Annotated in this window: 15 protein-coding genes; 5 read left to right on the plus strand and 10 right to left on the minus strand. The window is 62.5% G+C overall.

All coding sequences use genetic code 11. From position 1 onward, the window contains the following. Nucleotides 1–104: 104 nt before the first annotated feature. Both QM996_RS07845 and QM996_RS07850 read right to left on the minus strand, forming a co-directional pair. The gene (locus tag QM996_RS07845; RefSeq protein ID WP_429815578.1) at nucleotides 105–1,958 is read right to left on the minus strand and encodes an ABC transporter ATP-binding protein; all 1,854 of its coding nucleotides are present in this window, start codon (nucleotides 1,956–1,958) and stop codon (nucleotides 105–107) included. A 12-nt stretch (nucleotides 1,959–1,970) separates the two neighbouring features. Continuing rightward, nucleotides 1,971–2,378, minus strand: coding sequence for a hypothetical protein (locus QM996_RS07850; protein ID WP_500269948.1), 408 nt, complete (start codon nucleotides 2,376–2,378; stop codon nucleotides 1,971–1,973). Between the two features lie 152 nt (nucleotides 2,379–2,530). Between QM996_RS07850 and QM996_RS07855 the strand changes: the two genes are divergently transcribed. After that, nucleotides 2,531–2,992: a tRNA (cytidine(34)-2'-O)-methyltransferase gene (locus tag QM996_RS07855; RefSeq protein ID WP_500269949.1), complete on the plus strand. Its 462-nt coding sequence runs from the start codon at nucleotides 2,531–2,533 to the stop codon at nucleotides 2,990–2,992. Nucleotides 2,993–3,079: 87 nt separating this feature from the next. Here the strand turns inward: QM996_RS07855 and QM996_RS07860 are convergent, their stop codons facing one another. Next, on the minus strand, nucleotides 3,080–3,655 hold the full coding sequence (locus QM996_RS07860) for an NADPH-dependent FMN reductase (RefSeq protein WP_500269950.1): 576 nt from the start codon (nucleotides 3,653–3,655) through the stop codon (nucleotides 3,080–3,082). A gap of 76 nt (nucleotides 3,656–3,731) precedes the next feature. Between QM996_RS07860 and soxR the strand changes: the two genes are divergently transcribed. Next, nucleotides 3,732–4,202, plus strand: coding sequence for a redox-sensitive transcriptional activator SoxR (gene soxR, locus QM996_RS07865; RefSeq protein WP_500269951.1), 471 nt, complete (start codon nucleotides 3,732–3,734; stop codon nucleotides 4,200–4,202). An 18-nt stretch (nucleotides 4,203–4,220) separates the two neighbouring features. Here the strand turns inward: soxR and QM996_RS07870 are convergent, their stop codons facing one another. Further along, on the minus strand, nucleotides 4,221–4,481 hold the full coding sequence (locus tag QM996_RS07870) for a hypothetical protein (protein ID WP_173516665.1): 261 nt from the start codon (nucleotides 4,479–4,481) through the stop codon (nucleotides 4,221–4,223). 308 nt (nucleotides 4,482–4,789) lie between these two features. Between QM996_RS07870 and hemF the strand changes: the two genes are divergently transcribed. Beyond that, on the plus strand, nucleotides 4,790–5,701 hold the full coding sequence (hemF, locus tag QM996_RS07875; protein WP_500269952.1) for an oxygen-dependent coproporphyrinogen-III oxidase: 912 nt from the start codon (nucleotides 4,790–4,792) through the stop codon (nucleotides 5,699–5,701). A gap of 48 nt (nucleotides 5,702–5,749) precedes the next feature. Here hemF and QM996_RS07880 read toward each other — a convergent pair whose 3' ends face one another. After that, nucleotides 5,750–5,887, minus strand: coding sequence for a hypothetical protein (locus QM996_RS07880; RefSeq protein ID WP_500269953.1), 138 nt, complete (start codon nucleotides 5,885–5,887; stop codon nucleotides 5,750–5,752). A 195-nt stretch (nucleotides 5,888–6,082) separates the two neighbouring features. Here QM996_RS07880 and QM996_RS07885 point away from each other — a divergent pair, with 195 nt between their 5' ends. Next, on the plus strand, nucleotides 6,083–6,355 hold the full coding sequence (locus QM996_RS07885; protein ID WP_500269954.1) for a BON domain-containing protein: 273 nt from the start codon (nucleotides 6,083–6,085) through the stop codon (nucleotides 6,353–6,355). 6 nt (nucleotides 6,356–6,361) lie between these two features. Here QM996_RS07885 and QM996_RS07890 read toward each other — a convergent pair whose 3' ends face one another. The 4 genes from QM996_RS07890 to QM996_RS07905 all read right to left on the minus strand — a co-directional run bounded on the left by QM996_RS07890 (nucleotide 6,362) and on the right by QM996_RS07905 (nucleotide 10,598). Then, on the minus strand, nucleotides 6,362–6,979 hold the full coding sequence (locus tag QM996_RS07890; protein WP_500269955.1) for an ABC-type transport auxiliary lipoprotein family protein: 618 nt from the start codon (nucleotides 6,977–6,979) through the stop codon (nucleotides 6,362–6,364). A gap of 87 nt (nucleotides 6,980–7,066) precedes the next feature. Beyond that, nucleotides 7,067–8,437: an MlaD family protein gene (locus QM996_RS07895; protein WP_500269956.1), complete on the minus strand. Its 1,371-nt coding sequence runs from the start codon at nucleotides 8,435–8,437 to the stop codon at nucleotides 7,067–7,069. Nucleotides 8,438–8,617: 180 nt separating this feature from the next. Beyond that, nucleotides 8,618–9,427: an ABC transporter ATP-binding protein gene (locus tag QM996_RS07900; RefSeq protein WP_173518140.1), complete on the minus strand. Its 810-nt coding sequence runs from the start codon at nucleotides 9,425–9,427 to the stop codon at nucleotides 8,618–8,620. 22 nt (nucleotides 9,428–9,449) lie between these two features. After that, complete coding sequence (locus tag QM996_RS07905; protein WP_500269957.1) at nucleotides 9,450–10,598, minus strand: ABC transporter permease; 1,149 nt, start codon at nucleotides 10,596–10,598, stop codon at nucleotides 9,450–9,452. Nucleotides 10,599–10,836: 238 nt separating this feature from the next. On the opposite strand from QM996_RS07905, the gene dgcA reads away from it, so the two are divergent. Further along, a complete protein-coding gene (dgcA, locus tag QM996_RS07910; RefSeq protein WP_500269958.1) occupies nucleotides 10,837–11,820 on the plus strand; it encodes a dipeptide epimerase in 984 nt (327 codons plus the stop codon). Here the strand turns inward: dgcA and QM996_RS07915 are convergent. Then, the gene (locus tag QM996_RS07915; protein WP_500269959.1) at nucleotides 11,772–12,992 is read right to left on the minus strand and encodes an MFS transporter; all 1,221 of its coding nucleotides are present in this window, start codon (nucleotides 12,990–12,992) and stop codon (nucleotides 11,772–11,774) included. The genes dgcA and QM996_RS07915 overlap by 49 nt on opposite strands. Between the last annotated feature and the right edge of the window lie 44 nt (nucleotides 12,993–13,036).

Consider the following 13,036-nt stretch of genomic DNA (forward strand, 5'->3'; position numbering starts at 1 on the left):
GTTCGGCGGCAACAGCAATCGGTTTCGACACAATTGCAGATTACAAATGCGTAACGTCCAAGACCGCAGCCTGCCGCTCTTTCGAACGACGGGCCGCCGGTATCTTACTCTGCCGCCTCTTCTTTTTCGACGTCGTCGGCGATGAATCCGCCGGATTGGCGCGACCAGAGATCGGCATAAAGGCCTCCCTTGGCGACGAGTTCGCCGTGTGAACCCGTCTCGACGATGCGGCCCGCTTCGAGGATCACCAGCCGGTCCATCTCCGTCAGCGTCGACAGGCGGTGGGCGATCGCGATCACCGTCTTGCCGGCCATCAGCGCGAAGAGGTTTTCCTGGATCGCCGCCTCGACTTCCGAATCGAGCGCCGAGGTCGCCTCGTCGAGGATCAGGATCGGCGCATCCTTCAGGAACACGCGCGCGATCGCGATGCGTTGCCGCTGACCGCCGGAGAGCTTGACGCCGCGTTCGCCGACCTGCGCGTCCAGTCCCTTGCGGCCCTGGTTGTCCTCGAGACCCTGGATGAAGTCCCAGGCATTCGCCTTCTTTGCCGCCGCGATGATCGCCTCGTCGTCCGCTTCGGGATGGCCATAGGCGATGTTGTCGCGAATGGAACGGTGCAGCAGCGAGGTATCCTGCGTCACGACACCGATCTGGGCGCGCAGGCTGTCCTGGGTGACGGTGGAAATATCCTTGCCGTCGATCCGGATCGCGCCCTCTTCGAGATCGTAGAAGCGCAGAAGCAGGTTCATCAGCGTCGTCTTGCCGGCGCCCGAGCGGCCGACCAGACCGATCTTCTCACCCGGCCGGATGTCGAGCGACAGGTGATCGATGACGCCCTTGGCCTTGCCGTAGTGGAAGCGGATGTTGTCGAAGGCGATCGCCCCCTTGTCCGCCTTCAGCGCCTTGGCGTCCGGTTCGTCGACGATGTCGTGCGCCTTGGTCATCATGCCGATGCCGTCATAGACCGTGCCGATATTCTCGAACAGCGCCGAGACTTCCCACATGATCCACTGCGACATGCCGTTGATGCGCATGGCGAGACCGACGGCGATCGCAATCGCGCCGACGGAGATGGCACTGGTCAGCCACAGATGGATGCCGAGTGCCGCGATGGCGAAGAGCGCGACGCTGTTGTTGGCGTAAACCAGGATGTGGAACAGCGTCACCTTGCGCATCTGGCGATGCACGGTGTCGAGGAAGCTATCCATGCCATCCCGCGCATAGCCTTCCTCGCGGCCCGCATGCGAGAAGAGCTTGACCGTGCCGATATTGGTGTAGCTGTCGACGATCCGGCCGGTCATCATCGAGCGCGCATCGGCCTGCTCCTTGGAGATCTTCTGCAGGCGCGGCACGAAATAGCCGACGATGCAGATATAGATCGCGAGCCAGATGGCGAGCGGGATTACCAGCCGCCAATCGGCCGTCGCCACCACCGCGAGCATGGTGACGAAGTAGCTGACGACATAGACGAAGACGTCGAGGATCTTCATCACCGTTTCGCGCACCGCAAGCGAGGTCTGCATCACCTTCGTCGCCACGCGTCCGGCAAACTCGTTGGCAAAGAAGGTCATGCTCTGGCGCAGGAGATAGCGGTGCATCTGCCAGCGGGCGATCATCGGATAGTTGCCGAGCAGCACCTGGTGCATGATCAATGAGTCGAGCGCGACGAGACCCGGCAGGCCGATGAGCACCAGCGCGCCCATCCAGAAGAGCCTGCCGCCCTCAGCCTGGAGGAAAGTCTCGCGGTTGGCGCTCGACAGCCAGTCGACCATGTTGCCGAGGAACTGGAACAGCGCCACCTCGCCGATGGCAATCAGCATCGTGCAGACGGACATGATGAGAAGCCACGGCACGGCCGGCTTGGAATAATGCCAGCAGAAGCCGAAAAGGCTTTTCGGCGGGAGCGTCGGCTCCTCCGCCGGATAGGGATTGAGGCGGGATTCAAACCAGCCAAACATTGCATTGCTCCTTCAGAGTATTTTGAAGGAAAGCGGGTTTCCCCGCGTTCTTAGGATGAAAAGTCGGTCCAGAAATGCCGCCCGGAAGAGGGCTTCGTCTTCCGGAGTCCCGGAAGCGCGTCGATCTCTTAAAAGATAGGTCGCGGAACCGGTCAGGCCAAACGGTGGCCCACTACTCCAGGAAGGCGTGTCAACATCAATACATTCATGTTTGCCTCCGTCGGTTCGCGTTGAAGAGGATTGATCTCTACCCTTATTCGCGGCGGCATGCCAGATTGTCGCAGGCTGTTTCTTGCACAATTTTTCATCGTTCGCGTATCTGTTGCCGTTTCGGCACAGATTAGCGCCGGCAAAATCAGCGACCGCAAAAGCAAGCAGTGCCGGGCTCTTCGCAGCGGAGAACAGGGATGAACGCTTCATCGGATACGCCTCCTGATCTTCAAGGTGTCGGCTTTGTTCTTCGGCATTCTCGATCCCGAACGACTCGGCACGGGACTTGGCATGGCCGTCACGAAACGGGTATTGGCAAGTTCATCGAAGGCATAGGTGCCCCCGAAAACGAGTAACCTGACGTGAGCAATCTGCGCATCGCCCTCTACCAGCCCGACATTCCCGGCAATACCGGCACGATCCTGCGTCTCGCCGCCTGCCTCGGGCTGTCCGTCGACGTGATCGAGCCGGCCGGCTTCGATCTTTCCGACCGCAACCTGAAGCGCGCCGGGATGGACTATATCGCTTCGGTCGCGCTCACCCGTCACGTCAACTGGGAGCGGTTCGAGGCGTGGCGGGCGGAAAGCGGGCGAAGGCTGGTGCTCGCCTCGACCAAGGCCGCCCTGCCCTATACCCGCTTCGCGTTCCGTCCCGACGACATCCTGCTCTTCGGCCGGGAAAGTGCCGGCGTGCCCGACCATGTGCACGAGCGCGCCGACGGCCGCGTGCTCATTCCGATGGCCGAGGGCCAGCGCTCGCTGAACATCGCTATCTCCGCCGCGATGATTGCCGGCGAAGCGATCCGGCAGGTCTCTTCAGCCTGACGGCGTAAGCATCGCTACCTCCTATCCTGGCTGTTGGCCGCGGTCGGTGCCGCGGAAGCGATACCGCCCGTCCTCGGTGCCGGCGCGTTACGCCGCCACCTCGTTGTACGGTGCGCTCTTGCGCGCCTGTTTGAGAACGCGCGCCCACCACGTCAGCCGGTCCATCATCAGGAACAGCGGCGCACGCAGTTCCTCGGGCTTGTAGAGATTGCCGGCGGCGTCGAACTTCGACCAGGCCTTGGGGAGCGCGATCCCGTCGCGCAGCGTCACCGCATGCAACTCGCCGAAAACCTGGCGCAACTGCTCGACGGCGCGAATGCCGCCCGAGGCGCCGCCATAGGAGACGAAGGAGACCGGCTTGGCGTGCCAAGGCTCATAGACCGAATCGATCAGTTCCTTCAGCGCGGCCGGATAACCGTGATTGTATTCGGGCGTTACGATGATGAAGGCATCCGCCTCGGCGATCTTGCGTTCGAGCCACTCGCCCGGATTGACCGCGGCTCCCAAGCCGCGCGAGGTCCGCAGCCGCGCCGGGTCGATGATCGTCAGGGTAAAGGTCTCGGAAGCCGAAAGCTCGCGGATCAGCCAGTTGGCGACCGTATCGCAGAAGCGACCCTGGCGCGCACTGCCATAGATCACGGCAAGGGTCATTTTATCGGTCATGGGATCAAGCTCCTGTTGTCGACGTCGTGGAGCCAATGCTATAAAACCTCAACAATAGTTGAGGTCAATAACCATTATGACAATTGTGAAGAGCAGCGAATTGCGCCGCGAGCTGACCGTCGGCGAAGTGGCGGAACGCAGCGGCGTCGCCGTCTCCACCTTGCATTTCTACGAGGCCAAGGGCCTGATCCGCAGCAACCGCACCCGCGGAAACCAGCGCCGTTATCCGCGCAGCGTGCTCAGGCGCGTCGCGGTCATCAAGGTGGCGCAGCGCACCGGCATTCCCCTGTCGGAAATTCAGGACGCTTTGTCGGTCTTGCCGGACGATCGTCCGCTGACGGTGGAAGATTGGGGCAGATTGTCCGAGAATTGGCGCGAACAACTGAACGAACGCATTGCCAGCCTGATGGCCCTGCGCGATCACCTAACAGGCTGCATCGGCTGCGGCTGCCTGTCGCTGCGTGAATGTCCTCTGCGCAACCCGCATGACGTGCTGTCGATGGAAGGCGCCGGTCCACGCCTGATGGATGAAGACAGCCATGGCTGAGGTCGGGGCCGAACTCGGCTAATCGGCAGACGGCAGGCGGCGCATCGTGAACTCGATCTCGTCGCCCTCGAGCTGCCGCCAGCTTTCGACCTCAGTCCAATAGGCGGCCTTCGGCCAGGTATCGAACCATTCCCGTGCCTTCGCTCGGGCGGCGCTGCGATTGAGCCGAAAGGTCTCCCGCACGAAAAGGCTATCGCCTCGTGTCGGATTGTCCCGGCGATGCCGGGCGATCTGCCGTCGCAAACCATCGAGCGGCGGGCCTGCAGGTATTCTTGCCATGGGCTATACCTCTAAGCGCTAAGATAGTGACGGCGCTCGAGCTTTGCCAGGGCTTTGTTCGCAGGCGGGCTTCGTCGTACAGCCAAACTGTCGCTGCATGTATTCCTTAGATTGGCGATGATAGATGCCGCAGTCTTGGCCGTGATGGCGGCCCTGGCACGTCTTGGCAGATACGCGGCGCCGTGGTGCGACAGACCGCCCGAGGCGCTGGACCGCCGTTGCCATCGGCGCGAAAGTATGAACTGTGGCGACTTCAATCGAATCGGCGGAATTTCATCGGGAAACCCGCCAACAGGACGTAATTTTCCATGGAACGACCGCAACTCCCCCCAGGCCTCCCTGCAGATATCGAAGAGAAGAAGGCGGAGGCGCGTGCATGGTTCGAAGGGCTGCGCGACACCATCTGCGCGGCCTTCGAGGCGATCGAGGATGAACTGACCGGTCCTCTCTCCGATCGTGCACCCGGGCGTTTCGTCGCCAGGGACTGGAGCCGCGACGACGGCAAGGGCGGCGGTGGCCGCATGTCGATGATGGAGGGCCGCGTCTTCGAAAAGGTCGGGGTCCACACCTCGACCGTCTATGGCGAGTTCTCGCCGGAGTTCCGCAGCCAGATCCCGGGTGCAGCGGAAGATCCGCGCTTCTGGGCCTCGGGCATTTCGCTGATCGCCCATCCCGTGAACCCCAACGTGCCGGCCGTGCATATGAACACGCGCATGGTGGTGACGACGAGCAACTGGTTTGGCGGCGGCGCCGACCTGACGCCGGTACTCGACCGCCGCCGGGTCATGACCGACGCGGACACGCAACTGTTCCATCGCGCCATGGAAATCACCTGCAGCCGTCATGCGGTCGCCGACCACGCCAAATTCAAGAAGTGGTGCGACGACTACTTCTTCCTGCCGCACCGCAACGAGCCGCGCGGTACCGGCGGCATCTTCTACGATTGGCTGCATTCGTCCGAGGAACAGGGCGGCTGGGATGCGGACTTTGCCTTCACCCGCGATGTCGGCAAGGCCTTTGCCCTCGTCTACCCCAAGATCGTCCGCACCAACTTCAACATGCCCTGGACCGAAGAAGACCGGGACGAGCAGCTCGTACGGCGCGGTCGCTATGTCGAGTTCAACCTGCTCTACGACCGCGGCACCATCTTCGGCCTGAAGACAGGCGGCAACGTCGAGTCGATCCTGTCGTCCCTGCCGCCGGTGGTGCGCTGGCCGTAAAGGCAAGATTTGAGAGCGGTTCGCCAAGCGCGATCCGCTCTCGCCACGCTAACCGCAGACACGCACCTTCTTCAGGATGACCCTGCCATGGGCGCCGTAGGTCTTGACGGTTTTGACGACGCAGCTTTGTCTGTGACCATAGCTGTAGTTTTCGGCCTGGGCCGGTAGCCCCAAGGCAAGTGTCATCGCTATCGCCAGAGCCATGGCGAAAAAAGAGCCGCGCATCGAATATATGTCCCCTGCCCACTGTTTGTGACCGCGACCGATCCCGTCGCGTGCAGAGACACATGGCACGGCTGAACATTTCCCGCTGTTTCGGATGAAACAGACGAACAAAGTGTGGCATCCGACGTTTCCCCTGCGTTGAGCAAGGTGGATGCGATGATCTTCAAGAAGCGAACATTCTACGGCGACGAGCCGGAGCGGCAGGCCGCGGACAACCCGGCGGAGTTGGAGCGCCGCGTTGCCCATTTTCTGGCGGTGGCACCCGGTCTCGATGCCGCCGACATCACGGTGACCGCCAAAGGCAACACGATCATACTCGCTGGATTTGTGGCAACCGCGGCCGAAATTGCCCGCGCCGAAGAGGCGGCAAGGCGCATGCAAGGCGTTGCGGAAGTGATCAACCGGATCGAGACGGCCGGCGTGGAATAGAAGGCGTCAGATCGTGCCCAGCGTCCAACTGACGATCTCGGCGGAGACGCCGGCAAAGGCCTGATCCATCGCCTTGATGAAGGCCGGATTGCCTGCACCCTTGACGTCTGCCGTGGCGCGAAACGCCTTTTGCGCCCGCACCGTGCCGTTGCGGTCGTTGAGGATTTTCGCGAAGATTTCGACGACAGCCGTATCGGCCCCCTCCGTCGAAACCTCGAAGGCGCGGATTTCGGTGATGACCTGATAATCGATCGCCAGCCCCTGGCCCGGCTTGCCGACGCCGCCGATCTTGCCGGTGTCTTCGAAGGCCTGCACGAGCTTTGCCTGCACCAGTTTCGGCAGCCGGTCGCTCCATTGTGCCTTGGAGAGATATTGCAGCTCGGAAGCGGACAGACGGACGACGATCTGGTCGCCGTCGAGCGCCTTCAGCGCCGTCGGCTCCGGCACGAGGATCTGCTTGCCGGTCGACGCGCGTCCTTCGACAACGGGCGAAGCCGAAAGGCTGAAAGTGTCGTTGACGGCGGCACGCGTGCCGCATCCGGCAAGTCCGGCTGCCAGCATGAAAATCAGGGCGGAGCGCCGCGCTCCCGCTACTCGCATACCAACCAGCCCCTGAAAATTCATACTGCCAATACCTTTGTCCCACACACCTTGGCGCGCCTTTGATCGAAAGCGCGCCGCCTGGCCCCACACCGCTCCTGCCGCTCCGACTCAGCGCCGGGTGCGGCCATCATATTGTTTTACTGTCTCGCCGCCAAAGAGAAGACGCTGCGGGTTCTTGTCGAAGGTGGAGATCGTGTTTTCCAGGCTCTGGACCGTGCGCCGCGTATCGGTGACGAGCGCTTCGACATCGCGCAGGCCCGAACCCGAGAAGCGCCGAAGGTTTTCGGCGATCGGCCCGATCTGCGCGTTGAGATTGTTGGCGACCTTGCGGAAGGATTCGAGCGTCGCGCGCGCTTCGGCCGAAAGCGACGGCGCATCCGCGTCGCCGAGGAAGCCATCGACCTTGACGAGAATGCTGTCGACGCGATTGGAGGCGTTGTTGAGCTTGCTCGCGAGCTCGGTGACATTGGTGATCGTGCGGTCGATGTCGGCCTGCCGCGCGGTAATCTTCGACGCGAACTGAGAGATATTGGCAACGGTTCGGCGCGCGTCGGCCGTCGCCGCGGTGATGTCGTCAACGACGAGTTCGACCTTGTTCTTGTCTACCGAGGCCACCAGCGTATCGACCCGCTCCAGCGTCTTCTGGGCGTTCTTGCCGAACTGTTCGTAGGTTTCGACCGTGCGACGGAAGGCGGCGATCGTTTCGGAGACACCGCCTGAGGCCGCCTTCAGATCGTTGCTGATCTGCTCGACGTTGGAGACGATGTGATCGATCTTCTGCGGGTCGACGGACTTCACCAGGGTCTCGGCGGACGCCAAGGTCGAATCGAGTTTCTTCGAAGCGGCACTCACCGAGCCGGAAAGCTCCGTGACGCCCTGCAGGAAGTCATCGATCGCGCCGGAATTGTTGGCGAGCGCCGTCGAAAACCTCTCCGCATTGCCGATCGTTTTCGTCAGCGGGCCGCGCACGTCGGTCACGAAGCCCTGGATGTCGGTGATCGCGTTGTTGGCGCGGTCCATAATCTGGTCGGCGGTCGCCAGTAGGCTGGTGACGCTCGACTGATCCGCAAGGATGCGCGCCTGCGTGCCCTTTTCGATCGCGGCCTTCAGGATGTTCTCGTCGCCCTTGCGGCCACCGCTGAGTTCGATATAGGCGGCGCCCGTCAGCCCCTGCACTTCCAGCGTCGCCTTGGTCGATCTCAGCACCGGCGCATCGATCGAGACTTCGGTGACGGCAATCGAATAGCGCGGATCATTGGCGTCGATCGCAAGATTGCGCACCGTACCAACGGCAATGCCGTTGAAGCGCACCGGCGAGCCGACGGAGAGGCCATTCGCGGAGCCCGGAATGTTGACCACCAGCTCGACCATCTCGCCACTGCGCCCGTACTGCGACATCCAGTAGACGAAGCCGAAGGCGGCCGCGATCACGAACACCGTGAAGAAACCGACAATGGCGTAGTTCGCTTTCGTTTCCATTCGTACCGACTACCTTCGTGGCCGCTTCACCGGCTCTTCCTCCGATCCCGACGCCTTGGCGCCAAAACCGCGTTCATTTCGAGCGCCGTGCGTCCAATGACGCACGAGGGACGCTCCTGCACTTCGTTTCCGGCGCCTCTTTCCGCACCAAGCCATTCACTTGAGCGCGGCATGCTCCGGTCATTGATCGTGGCGTACGATCGATCGAGCCCGCTTGCCACGGAAATAAGACTGCACCCAGGGGTCATCGCAGGCCAGCATGTCTTCGACGGTCCCCTCGACCAGAACCCTCTTCTTGCCGAGAACCGCGATGCGGTCACAGACGGAAAAGAGGCTGTCGAGGTCGTGAGTCACCATATACACGGTCAATCCCAGCGTGTCGCGCAGCTTGGCGATCAACTCGTCGAACTCCGCAGCCCCGATCGGATCGAGGCCCGAGGTCGGCTCGTCCAGGAAAACCAGGTCGGGGTCGAGCGCCAGCGCACGAGCAAGGGCGGCGCGCTTGATCATGCCGCCCGAAAGCTCGGATGGATATTTTTCCGCCGCTTCCGGCGCCAGGCCCACGAGTTCGATCTTCACCCGCGCCAGTTCGTCCATCAGCCTTTGCGGCAGGTCGAGATATTCCCGCATCGGCACCTGGATGTTCTCGCGCACCGTCAGCGCCGAAAAGAGCGCGCCATGCTGGAAGAGAACGCCGAGGCGCATGTCGAGCGCGATGCGCTCGGCTTCGGTGATCTTGTCGTAGTCCGCGCCCAGGATCTCGATCTTGCCGGCTCGTTTCGCCAGCAGCCTCAGCACGGTGCGCATCAGCACTGACTTGCCCGTGCCGGAAGCACCGACGAAACCGAGGATCTCGCCGCGGTAGATTTCAAGGTTCAGCTTGTCGAGCACGATGTTCGAACCGAAGCCCACCGTCAGGTCGCGCACGGAAAGCACGGACTCGCGGCCATTCGCTTCCGTTGCCTGGTCTTCCTCGTGTCGTTTCTCGATTGCGCTCACGTTGTTCCTCGCCTCAGAAATCGATTGCTGCGTAGAACATGGCGAAGAGCCCGTCGATCAGGATCACGACGAAGATCGATTTGACCACCGAAGAGGTCACGTGACGTCCGAGCGATTCGGCGCTGCCGCCGACCTTCAGTCCCTCCACCGCAGCCACCACGCCGATGATGAGCGCCATGAACGGTGCCTTGATCATGCCGGCCGCGACAGACGAAAAATCGACCGCTTCCTGCAGGCGTGCAAGGAAGGTCGGGATCGTGATGCCGGAATAGCCCCAGGCGACCAGGGCGGCGCCGGTCAAGGCGGCAAAGTTCGCGATGATCGTCAGCAGTGGCAGCGCGACGGTGAGCGCGACGAGGCGCGGAAAGACGAGAACGCCGATCGGGCTCAGTCCCATCACCTTCAGCGCGTCCACTTCCTCGCGCATCTTCATCGAGCCGATCTCGGCGGTGATGGCGCTGCCGGAACGGCCGGCGATCATGATCGCCGTCAGGAGAACACCGATTTCACGCAATTGCAGGATACCGACGAGATCGACGACGAAGACTTCCGCACCGAAGTAGCGGAGCTGGAACGCGCCCTGCTGCGCAATGATCGCACCGATCAGAAACGACATCAGCGTGATGATCGGCACCGCCATCACGCCCATCCGGTCGATCTGATGAACGATCGCCGCTGGCGAGACGCCGCTGTGTCGCCCAAGCTTGAGCTGCGCGCCGCGCACCGCGGAACCGAGGATGTACATCGCCGCGACGACGTCGTCCCAGGTCGCGACCATCACCTCGCCGACCGGAGCGAAAATGCGCTGGAACAACGGCAGCCGCTCGCTGCCTTTCTCGGGCGCGCGCAATTCCGCCGGCAAGGCATCGATCAGCTCGACATAGCGCTGCCCGCCTTCGGCGAAATGGATGTCATCCCGGGACGGACCGGCGATACGGGTCATGAACCGCCGGATGACCCACGCACCGGCCGTGTCCATTGCCGTCACGCCAGAGAGATCGAACTGCGCGACCCCGTCGCTTTTGCCTGCAAGACCGTCGAGCTTCGCTGCCATCGCCTCGGCGGTTTCATGCCGCCAGGCGCCGGTAAAGACATAGCTTCGCCCGCCGGCACTTTCGGCCAGCGCAACATCGGCGGTAAGCTTGCGGGCGGATGGCGACACGTGGCTTCGGTTTTCCTGAATTGCGACTGCATAATTCCTTAAACCGGAATCGATTTAAGGACAAAATTATGCAGCAGACCTAAAGTGTTACAGCGACCATTGCGTGTCCCACGGACGCGCGGCGCTGTAAAGATTCGTAAATCCTTACACCGTCATAACGGCTCGCACCGTAGCTGTCACCCGCACGTTCGGTTGGCGGCAATGTCGGACCCTCAGATTGCGCGCCGGAGGCGCTTTCATGTCACTTTCTCTCGATGCCGTAGTGGAACATTTCCCGATTGCAGGCACCTTTACGATCTCGCGCGGCTCCAAGACGATGGCAAGCGTCGTTACGTGCCGAATTAGCGACGGCACCCACACCGGCTCCGGCGAGTGCGTGCCCTACGGCCGCTACGGCGAAACGATCGATTCGGTGCTGGCCGAGATCGCTTCCGTTCGCCCGCGCATCGAAAGCGGCCTGACCCGTGTCGAATTGCAGCGTCAGATGAAACCGGGTGCCGCGCGAAACGCCGTCGATTGTGCCCTATGGGATCTGGAAGCCAAACAGAAAAACGAGCCTGTTCATGCGCTTGCGGGCATAGCCTCACCCGATGCATTGACGACCGCCTATACGTTGTCGCTCGCCGAGCCGGATGCCATGCGCGAACAGGCGGCGAAATACGCCCACCGTGCGCTGCTGAAGATCAAAGTCGGTACCTCGGACGATGCCGCGCGCATCCGCGCTGTCCGGGCCGGGGCGCCTGAGAGCCGCATCATCCTCGATGCCAATGAAGGCTGGACGCCCGACACGCTCGCCTACCACTTCGCGATCTGCGCCGAGGAACGGATCGACCTGATCGAGCAGCCGCTGCCGGCCGGGCGCGACGAGGCACTGGCGACGGTCGCCCGCCCCGTCCCCATTTGCGCGGATGAAAGCGTGCACGCGACCGAGGACCTCGCCGCCCTCGTCGGCCGCTATGACGCGGTCAACATCAAGCTTGATAAGACCGGCGGCCTCACCGAGGCGCTGCGCATGCGCGATCAGGCAGCAGCCCTCGGCCTCAAGGTCATGGTTGGCTGCATGGTCGGCAGCTCGCTGGCGATGGCGCCGGCGATCCTCGTCGCTCAGGGTGCTGACTTCGTCGACCTCGACGGGCCGCTGCTGCTCGCCGAAGATCGCACACCGGGTCTGCGCTACGAGGCTTCGCTCGTCTTCCCCCCGGAGCCGCGTCTCTGGGGCTGAAGATACCAAGCGGTAACCGCGAAACAGCAACCGGCAAAGGCGACGACCGACATCGAATAGAAGCCGTTCACTCCATACCAGGCGTAGAAATAGCCGGACAGGAAGGTGAAGATCGCAGTGAAGATGCCGGTGTAGAAGAAATAGAGCCCCTGGGCCGATGCTTCCTGGGATTCCACCACCCGCTCGACGAGCTTGTGCTGCATGCCGGTGTGCATGATCGCGTAGGTGAAGGCGTGGAAGCACTGAAGGACGAAATAGCCGCTGAAGCCGAGATTCATCGGGAAGATGATCCAGCGCACCACCGCAAGCGAACAGCCCGACAGGATCATCACCCACACGCTGAAGCGGCGGCTGATCGCCTTGGCGAAGATGAACATCGTGACTTCGGCCGCCACGCCCGCGCTCCAGAGCAGGCCGATCTCGGTGCCGCTGTAGCCGATCTGCTGCCAGTAGATCGCCGAGAAGGCGAACAGCATCGCGTGGCTGGCGTTCACCAATGTCACCCCGATCAGGAGCAGTTGCAGGTCGAGCTGCTTGAGCGACTTCGGCGGCGGCTCGGTGAGCGCGGTGATCGGCGACGGCCGGCGCGGCTTGCCGACGCGCGGCGCCGCGTAGGCCATGGCGATCGTCAGGCCGAAGCCGATCGCCATCGCCGGCAGCACCATGTCGCTGCCGAAAATACCGACCATCCAACCGCCGAGCATCGTCGCACCGATGAAGGCGACCGAGCCCCAGAGCCGCATATGGGCGTAGTCGAAGCCCCAGCGCCGGACGCCGGAGAGCGCAATCGCCTCGACGATCGGCACATAGGGCGAGTAGACCGCCGATTGCAGCGTGTAGATGACCAGCACCGGCCAGAAGTCGCGGAAATAGAACAGCACCAGTGCGGTCGTAAGCGACAGGAAGCCGGACCAGATCAGCACGATCGTCCGCTCGCCCAGGCGGTCGGCGATGACGCCCGCGATCGGCGCCGTGATGACGCGCACGAACATCGGCAGCGCCAGAACCACGCCGATCTCGAAGTCGGTCATCGAGAGCGTGCTCAGCCACATCGGAAAATACGGCATGGCGAAGCCGTTGACGATCAGCGGCGCGCAGAAGAGCAAGGCGATGCGAAGCGCGAAATGGCGCGGCGGAGGGCCCACGGATGCGGGCGCTGAGGTGGGAATCATCGGCTGACCTGATGGCTGTACCCGATCTCTAGCACAGCCCCGGC

It is taken from the genome of Sinorhizobium chiapasense (assembly GCF_045277575.1).
GTDB lineage: Bacteria > Pseudomonadota > Alphaproteobacteria > Rhizobiales > Rhizobiaceae > Ensifer > Ensifer chiapasense_A.

Bases quoted from the DNA above. Each gene is read 5' to 3' on its own strand.
- QM996_RS07860 (WP_500269950.1), bottom strand. From the start codon at position 3,655: ATGACCGATAAAATGACCCTTGCCGTGATCTATGGCAGTGCGCGCCAG.
- QM996_RS07870 (WP_173516665.1), bottom strand. From the start codon at position 4,481: ATGGCAAGAATACCTGCAGGCCCGCCGCTCGATGGTTTGCGACGGCAG.
- QM996_RS07880 (WP_500269953.1), bottom strand. From the start codon at position 5,887: ATGACACTTGCCTTGGGGCTACCGGCCCAGGCCGAAAACTACAGCTAT.
- QM996_RS07890 (WP_500269955.1), bottom strand. From the start codon at position 6,979: ATGAATTTTCAGGGGCTGGTTGGTATGCGAGTAGCGGGAGCGCGGCGC.
- hemF (WP_500269952.1), top strand. From the start codon at position 4,790: ATGGAACGACCGCAACTCCCCCCAGGCCTCCCTGCAGATATCGAAGAG.
- QM996_RS07885 (WP_500269954.1), top strand. From the start codon at position 6,083: ATGATCTTCAAGAAGCGAACATTCTACGGCGACGAGCCGGAGCGGCAG.
- QM996_RS07850 (WP_500269948.1), bottom strand. From the start codon at position 2,378: ATGAAGCGTTCATCCCTGTTCTCCGCTGCGAAGAGCCCGGCACTGCTT.
- QM996_RS07915 (WP_500269959.1), bottom strand. From the start codon at position 12,992: ATGATTCCCACCTCAGCGCCCGCATCCGTGGGCCCTCCGCCGCGCCAT.
- QM996_RS07895 (WP_500269956.1), bottom strand. From the start codon at position 8,437: ATGGAAACGAAAGCGAACTACGCCATTGTCGGTTTCTTCACGGTGTTC.
- soxR (WP_500269951.1), top strand. From the start codon at position 3,732: ATGACAATTGTGAAGAGCAGCGAATTGCGCCGCGAGCTGACCGTCGGC.
- dgcA (WP_500269958.1), top strand. From the start codon at position 10,837: ATGTCACTTTCTCTCGATGCCGTAGTGGAACATTTCCCGATTGCAGGC.
- QM996_RS07845 (WP_429815578.1), bottom strand. From the start codon at position 1,958: ATGTTTGGCTGGTTTGAATCCCGCCTCAATCCCTATCCGGCGGAGGAG.